Genomic DNA, 14,906 nt, shown 5'->3' on the forward strand with positions numbered 1-14,906 from the left:
TGACATGCAACTCAATGTAAATGACGCTCAGGCGATCGAAGTTTCCGAACTGACTTTCGGTGGCGAATTCAACGAGACGCTGGTACACCAAGCAGTCGTGGCCTACATGGCCGGCGGCCGTCAGGGCACCAAGCAGCAGAAGACCCGCTCTGACGTAGCCGGTGGCGGTAAGCGCCCATGGCGTCAGAAGGGTACTGGCCGTGCTCGTGCCGGTACCACTCGTGGTCCGATCTGGCGTGGCGGTGGTGTAACCTTCGCAGCTCGCCCTCAGGATCACTCGCAGAAGCTCAACAAGAAGATGTATCGCGCAGCCCTGCGCTCCATCCTCGCCGAGCTGGTGCGTAGCGATCGTCTGGTTGTGGTTCAGGACTTCGCTGTTGAAGCGCCGAAAACCAAAGACCTGCTGAACAAGCTGAACGGCATGGGCCTGAACGACGTACTGATCGTTTCGGACGCAGTTGATCAGAATCTGTACCTGGCTGCTCGTAACCTGCCGCACGTCGACGTACGTGACGTTCAAGGTTCCGACCCGGTCAGCCTGATCGCCTACGAGAAAGTGTTGATCACTGTCTCGGCCGTGAAGAAATTCGAGGAGCTGCTGGGATGAACCAGGAACGCGTATTCAAAGTCCTCCTTGGCCCGCACGTTTCCGAGAAGGCTACCGTTCTGGCTGAGAAGAAAGGCCAGTTCGTATTCAAGGTTGCTACCGATGCAACCAAGCTGGAAATCAAGAAAGCTGTCGAAGGCCTGTTCAACGTAAAAGTTGAAAACGTGTCGACTGTCAACGTTCTGGGTAAAACCAAGCGTACCGCACGTGGTCTGGGCAAGCGTAATGACTGGAAGAAGGCGATCGTCTCCCTTCAGCCAGGCCAAGATCTCGATTTCAGCAGCAGTGCTGAGTAAGGAAGGGGTGCATCATGGCAATCGTTAAATGCAAACCGACTTCCCCTGGCCGCCGTTTCGTGGTCAAGGTGGTCAACAAGGAGCTGCACAAAGGCGCTCCTCACGCACCGCTGCTCGAGAAGAAATCGAAGTCTGGTGGTCGTAACAACAATGGCCGCATTACCACTCGTCACGTTGGTGGTGGTCACAAGCAGCATTACCGTCTGGTCGACTTCCGTCGCAACGACAAAGATGGCATTCCAGCCACTGTCGAGCGCGTCGAATACGACCCGAACCGTACTGCTCACATCGCCCTGCTGTGCTACGCAGACGGTGAGCGTCGCTACATCATCGCCCCTAAAGGCGTGAGTGCTGGCGACCAGCTGATCGCAGGTGCCCTGGCCCCAATCAAGGCCGGTAACTCCCTGCAACTGCGCAACATCCCAGTAGGTAGCACCGTTCACGGCATCGAACTGAAGCCGGGTAAAGGTGCGCAAATTGCTCGTTCCGCTGGTGCTTCGGCTCAGCTGATCGCGCGTGAAGGTGCATACGTGACTCTGCGTCTGCGCTCTGGTGAGATGCGTAAAGTACTGGCTGAGTGCCGTGCGACCCTGGGCGAAGTCTCGAACTCCGAGCACAGCCTGCGTTCGCTGGGTAAAGCAGGTGCTAAACGCTGGCGCGGCGTTCGCCCGACCGTTCGTGGTGTTGCCATGAACCCGGTTGACCACCCACATGGTGGTGGTGAAGGTCGTACCTCCGGTGGTCGTCATCCGGTATCGCCATGGGGCTTCCCAACCAAGGGTGCGAAGACCCGTGGTAATAAGCGTACCGACAACATGATCGTCCGTCGTCGCAAGTAACTAGAGGGATACGACAGTGCCACGTTCTCTGAAAAAAGGTCCTTTTATCGATCTTCACCTGCTGAAGAAGGTCGAAGTGGCGGTGGAGAAGAATGATCGCAAGCCAGTGAAAACCTGGTCGCGCCGTTCGATGATCCTGCCACAAATGGTCGGTCTGACCATCGCGGTACACAACGGTCGCCAACACGTCCCAGTTCTCGTGAACGAAGACATGGTCGGCCACAAACTGGGCGAGTTCGCCGGTACCCGCACCTATCGCGGGCACGTGGCTGACAAGAAAGCCAAGCGTTAAGGGGTAAGGAAATGGAAGTAGCCGCTAAGTTGTCGGGCGCTCGAATCTCCGCCCAGAAAGCCCGCTTGGTCGCCGACCAGATCCGCGGGAAGAAGGTGGGCGAAGCGCTCAACCTGTTGGCCTTCAGCAGCAAAAAAGCCGCTGAAATCATGAAGAAAGTCCTCGAGTCGGCCGTTGCCAACGCCGAACACAACGAAGGCGCAGACGTTGATGACCTGAAGGTCAGCACCGTTTTCGTCAACGAAGGGCGTTCGCTGAAGCGCATCATGCCGCGTGCCAAAGGCCGCGCTGATCGCATCGTCAAGCGGTCTTGCCATATCACTGTCAAGGTTGCGGACAAGTAACGGAGTCGATCAGATGGGTCAGAAAGTACATCCCACTGGCATTCGCCTGGGAATCGTCAAGGAGCACACCTCCGTCTGGTACGCAGACGGTGCTACTTACGCAGATTACCTGTTGAAGGATCTGAAAACGCGTGAGTACCTCCAAGACAAACTAAAAAGCGCGTCCGTAAGCCGTATCGATATTCATCGTCCGGCTCAAACTGCACGCATCACCATCCACACCGCTCGTCCCGGTATCGTTATCGGCAAGAAGGGTGAGGATGTCGAGAAGCTGCGTCAGGACCTGACCAAGCAGATGGGTGTGCCTGTGCACATCAACATCGAAGAGATCCGCAAGCCGGAACTCGACGCCATGCTGGTTGCGCAAAGCGTTGCCCAGCAGCTGGAGCGCCGCGTTATGTTCCGTCGCGCCATGAAGCGCGCCGTACAGAACGCCATGCGTATTGGTGCCAAGGGCATCAAGATCCAGGTGAGCGGTCGTCTTGGCGGTGCCGAGATCGCCCGTACCGAGTGGTATCGCGAAGGTCGTGTGCCTCTGCACACCCTGCGTGCCGATATCGACTACAACACCTACGAAGCTCACACCACCTACGGTGTGATCGGTGTCAAGGTTTGGATCTTCAAAGGCGAAGTGATTGGTGGTCGCCAGGAAGAGCTGAAGCCGCAAGCACCAGCGCCTCGTAAAAAAGCTGCTAAGTAAGGGGTACGCCAAATGTTGCAACCAAAGCGTACAAAATTCCGCAAGCAGATGACCGGCCACAACCGTGGTCTGGCACTGCGCGGTAGCAAGGTCAGCTTCGGCGAGTTCGCTCTGAAAGCTGTCGCTCGCGGTCGCCTCACCGCTCGCCAGATCGAGTCGGCACGTCGTGCCCTGACCCGTCACGTAAAACGTGGCGGCAAGATCTGGATCCGTGTATTCCCGGACAAGCCGGTTACCAAGAAGCCTCTCGAGGTTCGTATGGGTAAAGGTAAGGGTTCCGTGGAGTACTGGGTTGCCCAGATCCAGCCAGGCAAAGTCCTGTACGAGATCGAGGGTGTTTCTGAAGAGCTGGCGCGCGAAGCTTTCGCCCTGGCTGCTGCAAAGCTGCCTCTCGCCACCTCCTTTGTTAAGCGGACGGTGATGTGATGAAAGCGAATGAACTTCGTGAAAAATCGGCACAGCAACTGAATGAGCAACTGCTCGGCTTGCTGCGCGACCAGTTCAATCTGCGTATGCAGAAAGCAACTGGCCAGTTGGGGCAGTCGCACCTGCTCTCGCAAGTTAAGCGTGACATCGCTCGCGTGAAAACTGTGCTCAACCAGCAGGCAGGTAAGTGATCATGGCTGAAGCTGAAAAAACCGTCCGTACGCTGACTGGCCGTGTCGTCAGCGACAAAATGGACAAGACCATCACCGTTCTGATCGAGCGTCGCGTAAAGCACCCGATCTACGGTAAATACGTTAAGCGTTCGACTAAGCTGCACGCGCACGACGAAACCAATCAGTGCAAGATCGGCGACAAGGTTTCGATCACCGAAACTCGTCCGCTGGCCAAGACCAAGTCCTGGGCACTGGTTGAAGTCCTCGAACGCGCTGTTGAAGTCTAAGGGCTAGGGGTCGGAGAAATTTTATGATTCAGACTCAATCCATGCTCGATGTGGCCGATAACAGCGGCGCTCGTCGCGTCATGTGCATCAAGGTGCTCGGCGGTTCGCACCGCCGTTACGCTGGCATCGGTGATATCATCAAAGTTACCGTCAAGGAAGCGATTCCTCGCGGTAAGGTCAAGAAAGGCCAGGTGATGACCGCTGTTGTCGTCCGTACCCGTCACGGTGTACGTCGCGCTGACGGTTCCATCATTCGTTTCGACGGCAACGCTGCTGTTCTGCTGAACAACAAGCAAGAGCCGATCGGTACCCGCATCTTCGGGCCAGTGACCCGTGAACTTCGTAACGAGAAGTTCATGAAGATCGTCTCGCTCGCCCCTGAAGTGCTGTAAGGAGATCCGACATGCAAAAGATTCGTCGTGACGACGAGATCATCGTGATCGCCGGCAAAGACAAGGGTAAGCGCGGTAAGGTGCTGAAGGTTCTCGCTGATGACCGTCTGGTCATCGGTGGTGTCAACCTGGTCAAGCGTCATACCAAGCCGAACCCGATGGCAGGCGTTCAGGGCGGTATCGTCGAGAAAGAAGCGCCTCTGCACGCTTCCAACGTTGCCATCTTCAATGGCGAAACCAACAAGGCTGACCGCGTTGGTTTCAAAGTAGAAGACGGTAAGAAAATTCGTGTCTTCAAGTCGACCCAAAAAGCGGTTGATGCTTGAACACTGCTAGGTAGAAGACCATGGCACGACTGAAAGAGATGTACCGGAACGAAATCGCTCCCAAGCTTAAGGAAGAACTTAAGCTGTCGAACGTGATGGAAGTTCCGCGCGTTACCAAGATCACCCTGAACATGGGTCTGGGCGAAGCGATCGGCGACAAGAAAGTCATCGAGCACGCAGTTGCCGACCTGGAAAAGATCACCGGTCAAAAGCCGGTCGTGACTTTCGCTCGTAAATCCATCGCGGGCTTCAAAGTCCGTGAGGGCTGGCCGATCGGCGTCAAGGTGACCCTGCGTAGCGACAAGATGTACGAATTCCTGGACCGCCTGCTGGCGATCTCCCTGCCTCGGGTTCGCGACTTCCGCGGCCTGAATGCCAAGTCCTTCGATGGCCGTGGCAACTACAGCATGGGCGTGAAAGAGCAGATCATCTTCCCGGAAATCGACTACGACAAGATCGATGCTCTGCGCGGTTTGGACATCACCCTGACCACCACTGCTCGTTCGGACGACGAAGGCCGCGCTCTGCTGCGTGCATTCAAGTTCCCGTTCCGCAACTGATTGGAGTAGGAAAATGGCCAAGAAGAGCATGAAAAACCGCGAGCTGAAGCGTCAGCTCACGGTAGCCAAGTACGCCAAAAAGCGTGCCGAGCTGAAAGCGACCATCGTCAACCTGAACGCCTCTCCAGAAGAGCGTTTCGCTGCCGTTGTCGCTCTGCAGAAGCAGCCTCGTGATGCCAGCGCCTCGCGCCTGCGCAACCGTTGCCGCCTGACCGGTCGTCCTCACGGTGTTTACCGTAAGTTCGGCCTGGGCCGTAACATGCTGCGTCAAGCTGCAATGCGCGGTGACGTACCAGGTCTGGTCAAGGCCTCCTGGTAATAGCTGCAGGTGTGATCCCGGCGTAGGGGGAGCAATCTTCCGACCGCCGGTGACATCGCCAACAAACAAGCCCCCTCGTGGGGCTTGTTTCGTTTCTGTCTTGTGTCTAGAATGACCGGCTCACCTGAGCCTGGGTTTTTTGCCCGGGGCGGTCAGGTGGTTGTGATAGCCGCAAGGCTAATAATTCTTGTATCAGGAGCATCTAGCCCATGAGTATGCAGGACCCGTTAGCGGACATGCTAACTCGCATCCGTAATGCCCAGATGGCTGAAAAGTCCGTCGTAAGCATGCCTTCCTCCACTCTGAAGGTCGCGGTTGCCAAAGTTCTGAAGGACGAAGGTTACATCGCTGGCTACCAGGTCAGTGGCGAAGTCAAGCCTTCCCTGTCGATCGAACTGAAGTACTTCGAAGGCCGTCCGGTCATCGAGGAACTGAAGCGCTCCAGCCGTCCAGGCCTGCGCCAGTACAAGTCCGTCTCTGACCTGCCGAAAGTACGTGGCGGTCTGGGCGTGTCTATCGTCTCCACCAACAAAGGTGTGATGACTGATCGCGCTGCGCGCGCTGCCGGTGTCGGTGGCGAAGTTCTGTGCACAGTGTTCTAAGGGGAGATAGGCATGTCTCGCGTCGCTAAGAACCCCGTTAAGCTGCCATCCGGTGTCGAAGTCAAATTCGCCGGCCAGCAGCTTTCGGTGAAGGGTGCCAAGGGCACTCTCGAACTGAACGTTCACTCGTCTGTTGAAGTTACCGAAGAGTCTGGCGAGCTGCGCTTCGTCGCTCGCAACGGTGACCAGCAAGCTCGCGCCATGGCCGGTACCACCCGTGCTCTGGTGAACAACATGGTCCAGGGCGTAAGCCAAGGCTTCGAGCGCAAGCTCCAGCTGGTCGGTGTTGGTTACAAGGCACAGGCCAAGGGCACCATCCTGAACCTGGCTCTGGGCTTCTCGCATCCAGTGGACTACGAACTGCCAGCCGGTATCACCGCTGAAACCCCAAGCCAGACCGACATCCTGATCAAGGGTATCGACAAGCAGCTGGTGGGTCAGGTGGCCGCTGAAATCCGCGATTTCCGTCCGCCAGAGCCTTACAAAGGCAAGGGTGTGCGTTACGCGGACGAAGTAGTCCGTCGTAAAGAAGCCAAGAAGAAGTAGGGCCTAGCAAATGACCGACAAAAAAGTTATTCGACTGCGTCGCGCTCGCAAAGCACGCCTGAAAATGCACGAGCTCGAAGCCGTGCGTCTGTGCGTGTTCCGCTCCTCGCAGCACATCTATGCCCAGGTCATTTCGGCCGACGGCAGCAAGGTTCTGGCAAGCGCCTCGACCTTGGACAAAGAACTGCGTGATGGCGCCACCGGCAACATCGACGCGGCCACTAAGGTTGGCAAGCTGGTAGCTGAGCGTGCGAAAGCCGCCGGTGTATCTCAAGTTGCCTTTGACCGTTCCGGCTTCAAGTACCATGGTCGCGTCAAGGCGCTGGCCGATGCTGCTCGTGAAGGCGGACTGGAGTTCTAAGTTATGGCAAATAACGATCAAAAGCGCGACGAAGGCTACATCGAGAAGCTGGTTCAAGTTAACCGCGTTGCTAAAACCGTTAAAGGCGGCCGTATCTTCACCTTCACCGCGCTGACCGTGGTAGGTGATGGCAAAGGTCGCGTCGGCTTCGGCCGTGGCAAATCGCGCGAAGTACCTGCCGCGATCCAGAAAGCCATGGAAGCTGCCCGTCGCAACATGATCCAGGTTGACCTGAAGGGCACCACCCTGCAGTACGCCACCAAGGCTGCCCACGGCGCCTCGAAGGTTTACATGCAGCCTGCTTCGGAAGGTACCGGTATCATCGCCGGCGGCGCAATGCGTGCTGTCCTGGAAGTTGCTGGTGTCCAGAACGTTCTGGCCAAGTGCTACGGTTCGACCAACCCAGTGAACGTGGTTTACGCCACCTTCAAGGGTCTGAAAGCCATGCAATCTCCTGAGTCCATTGCTGCCAAGCGCGGCAAGAGTGTTGAGGAGATCTTCTGATCATGGCAACCGTAAAAGTAACGCTGATCAAGAGCACCGCCGGCCGTCTGCCTAACCACATCCTGTGCGTTAAAGGCCTGGGTCTGCGTCGCATCGGTCACACTGTAGAAGTCCAGGATACTCCCGAGAATCGCGGGATGATCAACAAGGCTTACTACATGCTGCGCGTCGAGGGTTAATCGATGAAACTCAATGATCTGAGTCCAGCGCCGGGTTCCCGTCGCGAGAAGCATCGTCCGGGTCGTGGTATCGGTAGCGGTTTGGGCAAGACTGGTGGCCGCGGTCACAAAGGTCAGACCTCCCGTTCCGGTGGCACCATCGCTCCGGGCTTCGAAGGCGGTCAACAGCCGCTGCACCGTCGTCTGCCGAAGTTCGGCTTCGTTTCCCTGAAAGCCATGGACCGAGCTGAAGTGCGTCTGTCCGAGCTGGCCAAGGTGGAAGGCGACGTGATCTCCGTACAGTCCCTGAAAGACGCCAACGTGATTGGCCAGCATGTACAGCGTGTGAAAATCATGCTGTCCGGCGAAGTCACTCGCGCAGTCACTATCAAGGGCATCGCCGTCACCAAAGGTGCGCGTGCGGCTATCGAAGCAGCTGGCGGCAAGTTCGAGGAATAAATGGCTAAGCAAGGTGCTCTCTCTTCGCTCGGTAAGGGCGGGATGTCGGAACTCTGGGCTCGTCTGCGCTTTCTGTTCATGGCGATCATCGTCTATCGGATCGGCGCACATATCCCGGTGCCTGGCATCAATCCAGACCGTCTGGCGGATCTGTTTCGACAGAATGAGGGGACCATTCTTAGCTTGTTCAACATGTTTTCCGGTGGTGCGCTGGAGCGCATGAGCATCTTTGCACTGGGGATCATGCCGTACATCTCGGCATCGATCATCATGCAGCTCATGACCGCAGTCAGCCCTCAACTGGAGCAGTTGAAGAAGGAAGGTGAAGCTGGCCGTCGCAAGATCAGCCAGTACACCCGCTACGGCACCGTTATCCTGGCGCTGGTTCAAGCCATTGGCATGTCCATTGGCCTGGCCAACCAGGGCGTGGCGTTTTCTGCAGGCCTGGGCTTCCATGTCGTTGCCGTCTCCACTTTCGTGGCTGGCGCAATGTTCATGATGTGGCTCGGCGAGCAGATCACCGAGCGCGGTGTGGGCAACGGTATCTCGATGTTGATCTTCGCAGGTATCGTTGCCGGTCTTCCGAGAGCAATCGGGCAGTCTTTCGAGTCTGCGCGCACAGGCGATATCAACATCTTCGCCCTGGTCGCTATCGGTTTGCTTGCAGTAGCGATTATCGGTTTCGTGGTGTTCATTGAGCGTGGTCAGCGTCGTATCGCCGTTCACTATGCCAAGCGTCAGCAGGGCCGCAAGGTCTTCGCTGCGCAGACCAGCCACTTGCCGCTGAAAGTGAACATGGCGGGCGTCATTCCTGCCATTTTCGCGAGCAGCATCTTGCTGTTCCCGGCTTCGCTGGGTGCCTGGTTCGGTCAGTCCGAAGGTATGGGCTGGCTGCAGGACATCTCGCAGTCGATCGCTCCTGGTCAGCCGTTGAACATTCTGCTGTTTAGTGCAGGGATCATCTTCTTCTGCTTCTTCTACACAGCGTTGATGTTCAACCCGAAAGACGTAGCGGAAAACCTGAAGAAGTCCGGTGCCTTTATTCCGGGTATCCGTCCTGGTGAGCAGTCGGCGCGCTACATTGATGGCGTTCTGACTCGTCTGACCATGTTCGGTGCTCTTTACATGATGGCCGTCTGCCTTCTGCCCCAGTTCCTGGTGGTGGCAGCAAACGTGCCGTTCTACCTTGGCGGGACCTCGTTGCTGATTGTGGTAGTGGTTGTGATGGACTTCATGTCCCAAGTACAATCGCACCTCGTTTCGCACCAGTACGAATCCCTGATGAAGAAAGCCAACCTGAAAGGCTACGGTGGCAGCGGCCTGCTGCGCTGATAGACCCCTAAGGTTCGAGGAGTCGGTAATGAAAGTTCGTGCATCGGTGAAAAAGCTGTGCCGCAACTGCAAGATCATTCGTCGCGAAGGTATCGTGCGCGTGATCTGCAGCGCGGAACCGCGTCACAAGCAGCGCCAAGGCTGAGTGTGATCTGCGCTTCAAACCCAGCAGCTAGTGTGCTGCTGGGTTGATTATTCGTTTCTACAGCGATATTATCTCGCGCCCTATTTCTTGGCTTCCGGGGCGTAGGTAGCTGTCAATTGGAGTCCCACTGAATGGCCCGTATTGCAGGCGTCAACATTCCAGATAACAAGCATACTGTTATCTCGCTGACCTACATCTATGGTGTCGGTCGCACAACTGCACAGAAAATCTGTGCAGACGCTGGTGTAAATCCAGCCGCTAAGATCAAGGATCTGAGCGACGAGCAAATCGAAACCCTGCGTGGCGAAGTTGCGAAGTTCACCACCGAAGGTGACCTGCGTCGTGACATCAACATGAAGATCAAGCGCTTGATGGACCTGGGTTGCTACCGCGGCCTGCGTCATCGTAAAGGTCTGCCGGTTCGCGGTCAGCGCACCAAGACCAACGCACGCACCCGTAAGGGCCCGCGTAAGCCGATCCGCAAGTAATCGCCCAGGAATATAGACATGGCAAAACCTGCTGCTCGTCCTCGTAAAAAAGTCAAAAAGACAGTGGTTGATGGCATCGCCCACATCCATGCGTCTTTCAACAACACCATCGTGACCATCACCGACCGTCAGGGCAATGCTTTGTCCTGGGCGACCTCCGGTGGTTCGGGTTTCCGTGGTTCGCGCAAATCCACCCCGTTCGCAGCCCAGATCGCTGCTGAGCGTGCTGGTCAAGCTGCGCTGGAATACGGTCTGAAGAACCTCGACGTCAACGTCAAGGGTCCAGGTCCAGGTCGTGAGTCCGCCGTTCGTGCACTGAACAGCTGCGGCTACAAGATCGCCAGCATCACCGACGTGACGCCAATCCCGCATAACGGGTGCCGTCCGCCGAAGAAGCGTCGCGTGTAATCAGGAGACAGATAAATGGCACGTTACATTGGTCCAAAATGCAAACTGTCTCGCCGTGAAGGCACTGACCTGTTCCTGAAGAGCGGCGTTCGCGCTCTGGAATCGAAGTGCAACATCGAAGCAGCCCCAGGTATCCACGGCCAGCGCCGTGGCCGTCAGTCCGACTACGGTACCCAGCTGCGCGAGAAACAAAAAGTCCGCCGTATCTACGGTGTCCTGGAGCGCCAGTTCCGCGGTTACTACCAAGTCGCAGCCTCGAAAAAAGGCGCTACTGGTGAGAACCTGCTGCAACTGCTGGAATGCCGCCTGGACAACGTCGTTTACCGTATGGGCTTCGGTTCGACTCGTTCCGAATCCCGTCAGCTGGTTTCGCACAAAGCGATCAGCGTCAACGGCAAGACCGTAAACATTCCATCCTACCAAGTTCGTCCGGGTGACGTGGTCGCGGTTCGTGAGAAGTCGCTGAACCAGCTGCGCATTGTTCAAGCCCTTGAACTGTGCGCCCAGCGTGGCCGCGTTGAGTGGGTAGACGTTGATTCCGCTAAAAAGTCGGGCGTTTTCAAGAACGTTCCTGCTCGCAGCGATCTGTCCGCCGACATCAACGAAAACCTGATTGTCGAGCTCTACTCCAAGTAAGGGCTAGAAAATAGGTGCATCCATGCAGATTTCGGTAAATGAGTTCCTGACTCCCCGTCACATCGACGTACAGGTAGTCAGTCCAACCCGCGCCAAGATCACGCTCGAGCCTCTCGAGCGTGGTTTCGGCCATACCCTGGGCAACGCGCTGCGTCGCATCCTGTTGTCCTCCATGCCTGGCTGTGCAGTAGTCGAGGCCGAGATCGATGGCGTACTCCATGAGTACTCCGCGATCGAAGGTGTACAGGAAGACGTCATTGAAATCCTGTTGAACCTCAAAGGCCTGGCGATCAAGCTGCACGGTCGTGACGAAGTTACGCTGACCTTGTCGAAAAAGGGTTCGGGGGTGGTTACCGCTGCCGATATTCAGCTGGATCACGATGTCGAGATCGTCAATCCCGATCACGTAATCGCGAACCTGGCGTCCAACGGCGCCCTGAACATGAAGCTCACCGTAGCTCGTGGTCGCGGTTACGAGCCGGCCGATTCCCGTCAGACTGACGAAGATGAAAGCCGCAGCATTGGCCGTCTTCAGCTGGACGCTTCGTTCAGCCCGGTGCGTCGTATCGCCTACGTGGTCGAGAACGCCCGTGTTGAACAGCGTACCAACCTGGACAAGCTGGTCATCGATCTGGAAACCAACGGCACCCTGGACCCTGAAGAGGCCATTCGTCGTGCCGCGACCATCCTGCAACAGCAGCTGGCCGCGTTCGTCGACCTCAAAGGTGACAGCGAGCCGGTCGTGGTCGAGCAGGAAGACGAGATCGATCCGATCCTGCTGCGCCCGGTTGACGACCTGGAACTGACTGTACGTTCGGCCAACTGCCTCAAGGCGGAGAACATCTACTACATCGGCGACCTGATTCAGCGTACCGAAGTAGAGCTGTTGAAGACTCCTAACCTGGGCAAGAAGTCCCTGACTGAAATCAAGGACGTCCTGGCCTCCCGTGGTCTGTCTCTCGGCATGCGCCTCGACAACTGGCCGCCTGCAAGTCTTAAGAAAGACGACAAGGCGACTGCCTGATCGTCGTAATCACCGAACGTAGTGTTTGGTAAGGAATGAATCATGCGTCATCGTAAAAGTGGACGTCACCTGAGCCGTACCAGCTCTCACCGCAAGGCTATGTTCCAGAACATGGCAGTGTCGTTGATCGAGCACGAGCTGATCAAAACCACCCTGCCGAAAGCCAAGGAACTGCGCCGCGTTGCCGAGCCGCTGATCACCCTGGCCAAGGAAGATAGCGTCGCCAACCGTCGTCTGGCTTTCGACCGTACCCGTTCGAAATCCGCTGTTGGCAAGCTGTTCAACGACCTGGGCAAGCGTTACGCCACCCGTCAGGGCGGCTACCTGCGCATCCTGAAGTGCGGTTTCCGCGCTGGCGACAACGCGCCTATGGCGTACGTCGAGCTGGTTGATCGTCCGGTCGGTGGTGCTGTAGAAGCTGCCGAGTAAGACGTTCCGTCTGCTACAAGAAACCGGGCCTAGTGCCCGGTTTTTTGTGTTTACATGAATTGTAAAAAACTATCGATATAAGCATATCTATAAATTAGATCTTGTCATGTTGCCCATCCATACTTGCTCTCAAGCCGATTAGCCGGCGTTTCGAGACCGATAAGGAGAGCCCATGAGCAAGATTCTTACTACCGCCAGCGGTGCACCTGTAGCCGATAACCAGAATTCCCGTTCGGCAGGCCCGCGCGGCCCGTTGCTGCTCGACGACTTCCATCTGATCGAGAAGCTGGCCCACTTCAACCGCGAGAACATCCCTGAGCGCCGCGTGCACGCCAAGGGCTCGGGCGCTTACGGCACCTTCACCGTTACTCGAGACATCACCCAATACACCAGCGCCCGCCTGTTCGAGAGCATTGGCAAGCAGACCGAAACCTTCCTGCGCTTCTCCACGGTCGGCGGCGAGCGTGGTTCGGCCGACACCGAGCGTGACCCGCGCGGTTTTGCCGTCAAGTTTTACACCGAGGAAGGTAACTGGGACATCGTCGGCAACAATACCCCCGTGTTCTTCATTCGCGATCCGCTGAAATTCCCGGACTTTATCCATACCCAGAAGCGTCACCCGCAGACCAACCTGAAGAACGCCCAGATGATGTGGGACTTCTGGTCGCATTCGCCCGAGGCGCTGCACCAGGTCACCATCCTGTTCTCTGACCGTGGTATTCCGGACGGCTACCGCCACATGCACGGTTTCGGCAGCCATACCTACAGTCTGCTGAGTGCGGATGGCCAGCGTACCTGGGTCAAGTGGCACTTCAAGACCCAGCAAGGCATCAAGAACCTGGCCCCGGCCGATGCGGCACGTATCGCCGGTACCGATCCGGATTACGCACAACGTGACCTGTTCGAAGCGATCGATCGCGGCGACTACCCACGCTGGACCGTCTGCATCCAGGTGATGAGTGAAGAAGAGGCAGCCAACCGCGCCGAAAATCCCTTCGACGTCACCAAGACCTGGTCGCAGAAGGACTACCCGCTGATCGAGGTGGGTGTGCTTGAACTCAATCGCAACCCGCTCAACTACTTCGCCGAAGTCGAGCAGGCCGCGTTCGGGCCGAGCAATATGGTGCCAGGTGTTGGCCTGTCTCCAGACCGCATGCTGCAGGGGCGCGTATTTGCCTACGCCGATGCTCACCGCTACCGCATTGGCACCAACCACCAGCATTTGCCGGTGAACGCGCCACGTAGCCCGGTGCACAGCTACCAACGCGATGGTGCGATGACCATGGGCAGCTACGGCAGCGCTCCGAACTACGAGCCGAACAGCTACGCCGATGCGCCCAAGCAGTCGCCCCGTCACGCCGAGCCTGCGCTGGCCCTCAAGGGGGCGGCAGATCGTTACGACCACCGCGAAGACAATGACTACTACAGCCACGCTGGTGCGCTGTTCCGCCTGATGAACGCCGAGCAGCAAGCGCTGTTGATCGACAACATTGCCGGCACCCTGAAAGGCGTCAGCGACGATGTAGTGCAGCGTCAGTTGCAGCACTTCTTCAAGGCAGATCCCGCTTACGGCGAGGGGATTGCCAAGGCCTTGGGCATCAAGCTCGCCTAAGTCGAAGTGATAAGGAGAACCGCCCTCATTGGGGCGGTTTTTCAATGAAAATCACTACGGTTTGCCCGCTTTTTTCACACAAATTGCGCATTTTTCAGTGACCTTGAAGAAATCATGGTTCACACTATCCCCCTATCAAGCTTTCACTCAGGGAGAATCAGGGCGATGCAAGGTCACCCGGACGTAATCGATTACCTCAACACGTTGCTGACGGGCGAACTGGCGGCACGTGACCAATACTTCATCCACTCGCGCATGTACGAAGACTGGGGCCTGGCCAAGCTCTACGAACGTATCAACCACGAGATGGAAGAAGAGGCGCAGCACGCCGATGCCCTGATTCGCCGCATTCTCATGCTCGAAGGCACCCCGCGCATGCGCCCGGATGACCTCGACGTGGGCACCACCGTGCCGGACATGATCGCTGCCGACCTGCGCCTTGAGTACAAGGTCCGCGCCGCATTGTGCAAAGGCATCGAGTTGTGCGAGCTGCACAAGGACTACATCAGCCGCGATATCCTGCGCGCGCAACTGGCCGACACCGAGGAAGATCACACCTACTGGCTGGAGAAGCAGCAGGGCCTGATCAAATCCATCGGGCTGCAGAACTACCTGCAATCGCAGATGTAACGTCCCTGCAG

At 57.1% G+C, this 14,906-nt stretch carries 28 protein-coding genes; all 28 read left to right on the plus strand.

Annotated elements, in window-relative coordinates:
- Positions 1 to 4: 4 nt before the first annotated feature.
- The 28 genes from rplD to bfr all read left to right on the plus strand — a co-directional run bounded on the left by rplD (position 5) and on the right by bfr (position 14,895).
- Positions 5 to 607 carry a 50S ribosomal protein L4 gene (rplD, locus tag HU748_RS10210; RefSeq protein WP_008089819.1) on the plus strand — a complete coding sequence of 201 codons (603 nt, stop codon included), beginning with the start codon at positions 5 to 7 and terminating at the stop codon, positions 605 to 607.
- Positions 604 to 903 (plus strand): 50S ribosomal protein L23, encoded by a 300-nt coding sequence (rplW, locus tag HU748_RS10215; protein ID WP_003255484.1) that lies wholly within the window; start codon positions 604 to 606, stop codon positions 901 to 903. Before rplD ends, rplW begins: the two co-directional genes overlap by 4 nt.
- Before the next feature lie 14 nt (positions 904 to 917).
- Positions 918 to 1,742, plus strand: coding sequence for a 50S ribosomal protein L2 (rplB, locus tag HU748_RS10220; protein WP_186670248.1), 825 nt, complete (start codon positions 918 to 920; stop codon positions 1,740 to 1,742).
- A 16-nt stretch (positions 1,743 to 1,758) separates the two neighbouring features.
- On the plus strand, positions 1,759 to 2,034 hold the full coding sequence (rpsS, locus tag HU748_RS10225; protein ID WP_003255482.1) for a 30S ribosomal protein S19: 276 nt from the start codon (positions 1,759 to 1,761) through the stop codon (positions 2,032 to 2,034).
- Positions 2,035 to 2,045: 11 nt separating this feature from the next.
- Positions 2,046 to 2,378 carry a 50S ribosomal protein L22 gene (gene rplV, locus HU748_RS10230; protein WP_003103908.1) on the plus strand — a complete coding sequence of 111 codons (333 nt, stop codon included), beginning with the start codon at positions 2,046 to 2,048 and terminating at the stop codon, positions 2,376 to 2,378.
- A gap of 13 nt (positions 2,379 to 2,391) precedes the next feature.
- Positions 2,392 to 3,078, plus strand: coding sequence for a 30S ribosomal protein S3 (gene rpsC / locus HU748_RS10235; RefSeq protein ID WP_003255481.1), 687 nt, complete (start codon positions 2,392 to 2,394; stop codon positions 3,076 to 3,078).
- 12 nt (positions 3,079 to 3,090) lie between these two features.
- Positions 3,091 to 3,504, plus strand: a complete 414-nt coding sequence (gene rplP, locus HU748_RS10240) for a 50S ribosomal protein L16 (protein WP_009397508.1) — start codon at positions 3,091 to 3,093, stop codon at positions 3,502 to 3,504.
- A complete protein-coding gene (gene rpmC / locus HU748_RS10245) occupies positions 3,504 to 3,695 on the plus strand; it encodes a 50S ribosomal protein L29 (protein ID WP_002555481.1) in 192 nt (63 codons plus the stop codon). The genes rplP and rpmC overlap by 1 nt, the downstream gene beginning before the upstream one ends.
- Before the next feature lie 2 nt (positions 3,696 to 3,697).
- Positions 3,698 to 3,964, plus strand: a complete 267-nt coding sequence (gene rpsQ, locus HU748_RS10250; protein WP_023534981.1) for a 30S ribosomal protein S17 — start codon at positions 3,698 to 3,700, stop codon at positions 3,962 to 3,964.
- 23 nt (positions 3,965 to 3,987) lie between these two features.
- On the plus strand, positions 3,988 to 4,356 hold the full coding sequence (gene rplN, locus HU748_RS10255) for a 50S ribosomal protein L14 (RefSeq protein ID WP_011063774.1): 369 nt from the start codon (positions 3,988 to 3,990) through the stop codon (positions 4,354 to 4,356).
- Between the two features lie 11 nt (positions 4,357 to 4,367).
- Positions 4,368 to 4,682 (plus strand): 50S ribosomal protein L24, encoded by a 315-nt coding sequence (gene rplX, locus HU748_RS10260; protein ID WP_003255476.1) that lies wholly within the window; start codon positions 4,368 to 4,370, stop codon positions 4,680 to 4,682.
- Between the two features lie 20 nt (positions 4,683 to 4,702).
- Entirely contained in the window at positions 4,703 to 5,242 is a 540-nt protein-coding gene (gene rplE / locus HU748_RS10265; RefSeq protein ID WP_186670250.1) for a 50S ribosomal protein L5, read from the plus strand.
- Positions 5,243 to 5,255: 13 nt separating this feature from the next.
- Positions 5,256 to 5,561, plus strand: a complete 306-nt coding sequence (gene rpsN / locus HU748_RS10270) for a 30S ribosomal protein S14 (RefSeq protein WP_013970638.1) — start codon at positions 5,256 to 5,258, stop codon at positions 5,559 to 5,561.
- Between the two features lie 209 nt (positions 5,562 to 5,770).
- A complete protein-coding gene (gene rpsH, locus HU748_RS10275; RefSeq protein WP_186670252.1) occupies positions 5,771 to 6,163 on the plus strand; it encodes a 30S ribosomal protein S8 in 393 nt (130 codons plus the stop codon).
- 12 nt (positions 6,164 to 6,175) lie between these two features.
- Complete coding sequence (rplF, locus tag HU748_RS10280) at positions 6,176 to 6,709, plus strand: 50S ribosomal protein L6 (RefSeq protein ID WP_027594874.1); 534 nt, start codon at positions 6,176 to 6,178, stop codon at positions 6,707 to 6,709.
- A gap of 10 nt (positions 6,710 to 6,719) precedes the next feature.
- Entirely contained in the window at positions 6,720 to 7,070 is a 351-nt protein-coding gene (gene rplR / locus HU748_RS10285; RefSeq protein WP_023629183.1) for a 50S ribosomal protein L18, read from the plus strand.
- Positions 7,071 to 7,073: 3 nt separating this feature from the next.
- Positions 7,074 to 7,574 (plus strand): 30S ribosomal protein S5, encoded by a 501-nt coding sequence (gene rpsE, locus HU748_RS10290; protein ID WP_003255465.1) that lies wholly within the window; start codon positions 7,074 to 7,076, stop codon positions 7,572 to 7,574.
- A 2-nt stretch (positions 7,575 to 7,576) separates the two neighbouring features.
- Positions 7,577 to 7,753 (plus strand): 50S ribosomal protein L30, encoded by a 177-nt coding sequence (rpmD, locus tag HU748_RS10295; protein ID WP_029614570.1) that lies wholly within the window; start codon positions 7,577 to 7,579, stop codon positions 7,751 to 7,753.
- A gap of 3 nt (positions 7,754 to 7,756) precedes the next feature.
- Entirely contained in the window at positions 7,757 to 8,191 is a 435-nt protein-coding gene (rplO, locus tag HU748_RS10300) for a 50S ribosomal protein L15 (protein WP_054893563.1), read from the plus strand.
- A complete protein-coding gene (gene secY / locus HU748_RS10305; protein ID WP_003255459.1) occupies positions 8,192 to 9,523 on the plus strand; it encodes a preprotein translocase subunit SecY in 1,332 nt (443 codons plus the stop codon).
- Positions 9,524 to 9,551: 28 nt separating this feature from the next.
- On the plus strand, positions 9,552 to 9,668 hold the full coding sequence (gene rpmJ / locus HU748_RS10310) for a 50S ribosomal protein L36 (RefSeq protein WP_011531897.1): 117 nt from the start codon (positions 9,552 to 9,554) through the stop codon (positions 9,666 to 9,668).
- Positions 9,669 to 9,799: 131 nt separating this feature from the next.
- The gene (gene rpsM, locus HU748_RS10315) at positions 9,800 to 10,156 is read left to right on the plus strand and encodes a 30S ribosomal protein S13 (protein WP_003255457.1); all 357 of its coding nucleotides are present in this window, start codon (positions 9,800 to 9,802) and stop codon (positions 10,154 to 10,156) included.
- Positions 10,157 to 10,174: 18 nt separating this feature from the next.
- Positions 10,175 to 10,564, plus strand: coding sequence for a 30S ribosomal protein S11 (gene rpsK / locus HU748_RS10320; RefSeq protein ID WP_003255454.1), 390 nt, complete (start codon positions 10,175 to 10,177; stop codon positions 10,562 to 10,564).
- A 15-nt stretch (positions 10,565 to 10,579) separates the two neighbouring features.
- Positions 10,580 to 11,200: a 30S ribosomal protein S4 gene (rpsD, locus tag HU748_RS10325; protein ID WP_054893564.1), complete on the plus strand. Its 621-nt coding sequence runs from the start codon at positions 10,580 to 10,582 to the stop codon at positions 11,198 to 11,200.
- A gap of 22 nt (positions 11,201 to 11,222) precedes the next feature.
- Positions 11,223 to 12,224: a DNA-directed RNA polymerase subunit alpha gene (gene rpoA / locus HU748_RS10330; RefSeq protein WP_003255452.1), complete on the plus strand. Its 1,002-nt coding sequence runs from the start codon at positions 11,223 to 11,225 to the stop codon at positions 12,222 to 12,224.
- A 42-nt stretch (positions 12,225 to 12,266) separates the two neighbouring features.
- Entirely contained in the window at positions 12,267 to 12,653 is a 387-nt protein-coding gene (gene rplQ, locus HU748_RS10335; RefSeq protein WP_003255451.1) for a 50S ribosomal protein L17, read from the plus strand.
- A gap of 172 nt (positions 12,654 to 12,825) precedes the next feature.
- Entirely contained in the window at positions 12,826 to 14,265 is a 1,440-nt protein-coding gene (locus HU748_RS10340; protein ID WP_186709490.1) for a catalase, read from the plus strand.
- 165 nt (positions 14,266 to 14,430) lie between these two features.
- The gene (gene bfr / locus HU748_RS10345; RefSeq protein WP_063542481.1) at positions 14,431 to 14,895 is read left to right on the plus strand and encodes a bacterioferritin; all 465 of its coding nucleotides are present in this window, start codon (positions 14,431 to 14,433) and stop codon (positions 14,893 to 14,895) included.
- Positions 14,896 to 14,906: the final 11 nt, after the last annotated feature.

This window comes from Pseudomonas sp. RW3S2, assembly GCF_014268955.1.
GTDB lineage: Bacteria > Pseudomonadota > Gammaproteobacteria > Pseudomonadales > Pseudomonadaceae > Aquipseudomonas > Aquipseudomonas wayambapalatensis.

Excerpts from the sequence above, each read along its gene's own strand:
- rplD (WP_008089819.1), top strand. The coding sequence starts at position 5 with ATGCAACTCAATGTAAATGACGCTCAGGCGATCGAAGTTTCCGAACTG.
- rplW (WP_003255484.1), top strand. The coding sequence starts at position 604 with ATGAACCAGGAACGCGTATTCAAAGTCCTCCTTGGCCCGCACGTTTCC.
- rplB (WP_186670248.1), top strand. The coding sequence starts at position 918 with ATGGCAATCGTTAAATGCAAACCGACTTCCCCTGGCCGCCGTTTCGTG.
- rplV (WP_003103908.1), top strand. The coding sequence starts at position 2,046 with ATGGAAGTAGCCGCTAAGTTGTCGGGCGCTCGAATCTCCGCCCAGAAA.
- rpsC (WP_003255481.1), top strand. The coding sequence starts at position 2,392 with ATGGGTCAGAAAGTACATCCCACTGGCATTCGCCTGGGAATCGTCAAG.
- rplP (WP_009397508.1), top strand. The coding sequence starts at position 3,091 with ATGTTGCAACCAAAGCGTACAAAATTCCGCAAGCAGATGACCGGCCAC.
- rpmC (WP_002555481.1), top strand. The coding sequence starts at position 3,504 with ATGAAAGCGAATGAACTTCGTGAAAAATCGGCACAGCAACTGAATGAG.
- rpsQ (WP_023534981.1), top strand. The coding sequence starts at position 3,698 with ATGGCTGAAGCTGAAAAAACCGTCCGTACGCTGACTGGCCGTGTCGTC.
- rplN (WP_011063774.1), top strand. The coding sequence starts at position 3,988 with ATGATTCAGACTCAATCCATGCTCGATGTGGCCGATAACAGCGGCGCT.
- rplX (WP_003255476.1), top strand. The coding sequence starts at position 4,368 with ATGCAAAAGATTCGTCGTGACGACGAGATCATCGTGATCGCCGGCAAA.
- rplE (WP_186670250.1), top strand. The coding sequence starts at position 4,703 with ATGGCACGACTGAAAGAGATGTACCGGAACGAAATCGCTCCCAAGCTT.
- rpsN (WP_013970638.1), top strand. The coding sequence starts at position 5,256 with ATGGCCAAGAAGAGCATGAAAAACCGCGAGCTGAAGCGTCAGCTCACG.
- rpsH (WP_186670252.1), top strand. The coding sequence starts at position 5,771 with ATGAGTATGCAGGACCCGTTAGCGGACATGCTAACTCGCATCCGTAAT.
- rplF (WP_027594874.1), top strand. The coding sequence starts at position 6,176 with ATGTCTCGCGTCGCTAAGAACCCCGTTAAGCTGCCATCCGGTGTCGAA.
- rplR (WP_023629183.1), top strand. The coding sequence starts at position 6,720 with ATGACCGACAAAAAAGTTATTCGACTGCGTCGCGCTCGCAAAGCACGC.
- rpsE (WP_003255465.1), top strand. The coding sequence starts at position 7,074 with ATGGCAAATAACGATCAAAAGCGCGACGAAGGCTACATCGAGAAGCTG.
- rpmD (WP_029614570.1), top strand. The coding sequence starts at position 7,577 with ATGGCAACCGTAAAAGTAACGCTGATCAAGAGCACCGCCGGCCGTCTG.
- rplO (WP_054893563.1), top strand. The coding sequence starts at position 7,757 with ATGAAACTCAATGATCTGAGTCCAGCGCCGGGTTCCCGTCGCGAGAAG.
- secY (WP_003255459.1), top strand. The coding sequence starts at position 8,192 with ATGGCTAAGCAAGGTGCTCTCTCTTCGCTCGGTAAGGGCGGGATGTCG.
- rpmJ (WP_011531897.1), top strand. The coding sequence starts at position 9,552 with ATGAAAGTTCGTGCATCGGTGAAAAAGCTGTGCCGCAACTGCAAGATC.
- rpsM (WP_003255457.1), top strand. The coding sequence starts at position 9,800 with ATGGCCCGTATTGCAGGCGTCAACATTCCAGATAACAAGCATACTGTT.
- rpsK (WP_003255454.1), top strand. The coding sequence starts at position 10,175 with ATGGCAAAACCTGCTGCTCGTCCTCGTAAAAAAGTCAAAAAGACAGTG.
- rpsD (WP_054893564.1), top strand. The coding sequence starts at position 10,580 with ATGGCACGTTACATTGGTCCAAAATGCAAACTGTCTCGCCGTGAAGGC.
- rpoA (WP_003255452.1), top strand. The coding sequence starts at position 11,223 with ATGCAGATTTCGGTAAATGAGTTCCTGACTCCCCGTCACATCGACGTA.
- rplQ (WP_003255451.1), top strand. The coding sequence starts at position 12,267 with ATGCGTCATCGTAAAAGTGGACGTCACCTGAGCCGTACCAGCTCTCAC.
- HU748_RS10340 (WP_186709490.1), top strand. The coding sequence starts at position 12,826 with ATGAGCAAGATTCTTACTACCGCCAGCGGTGCACCTGTAGCCGATAAC.
- bfr (WP_063542481.1), top strand. The coding sequence starts at position 14,431 with ATGCAAGGTCACCCGGACGTAATCGATTACCTCAACACGTTGCTGACG.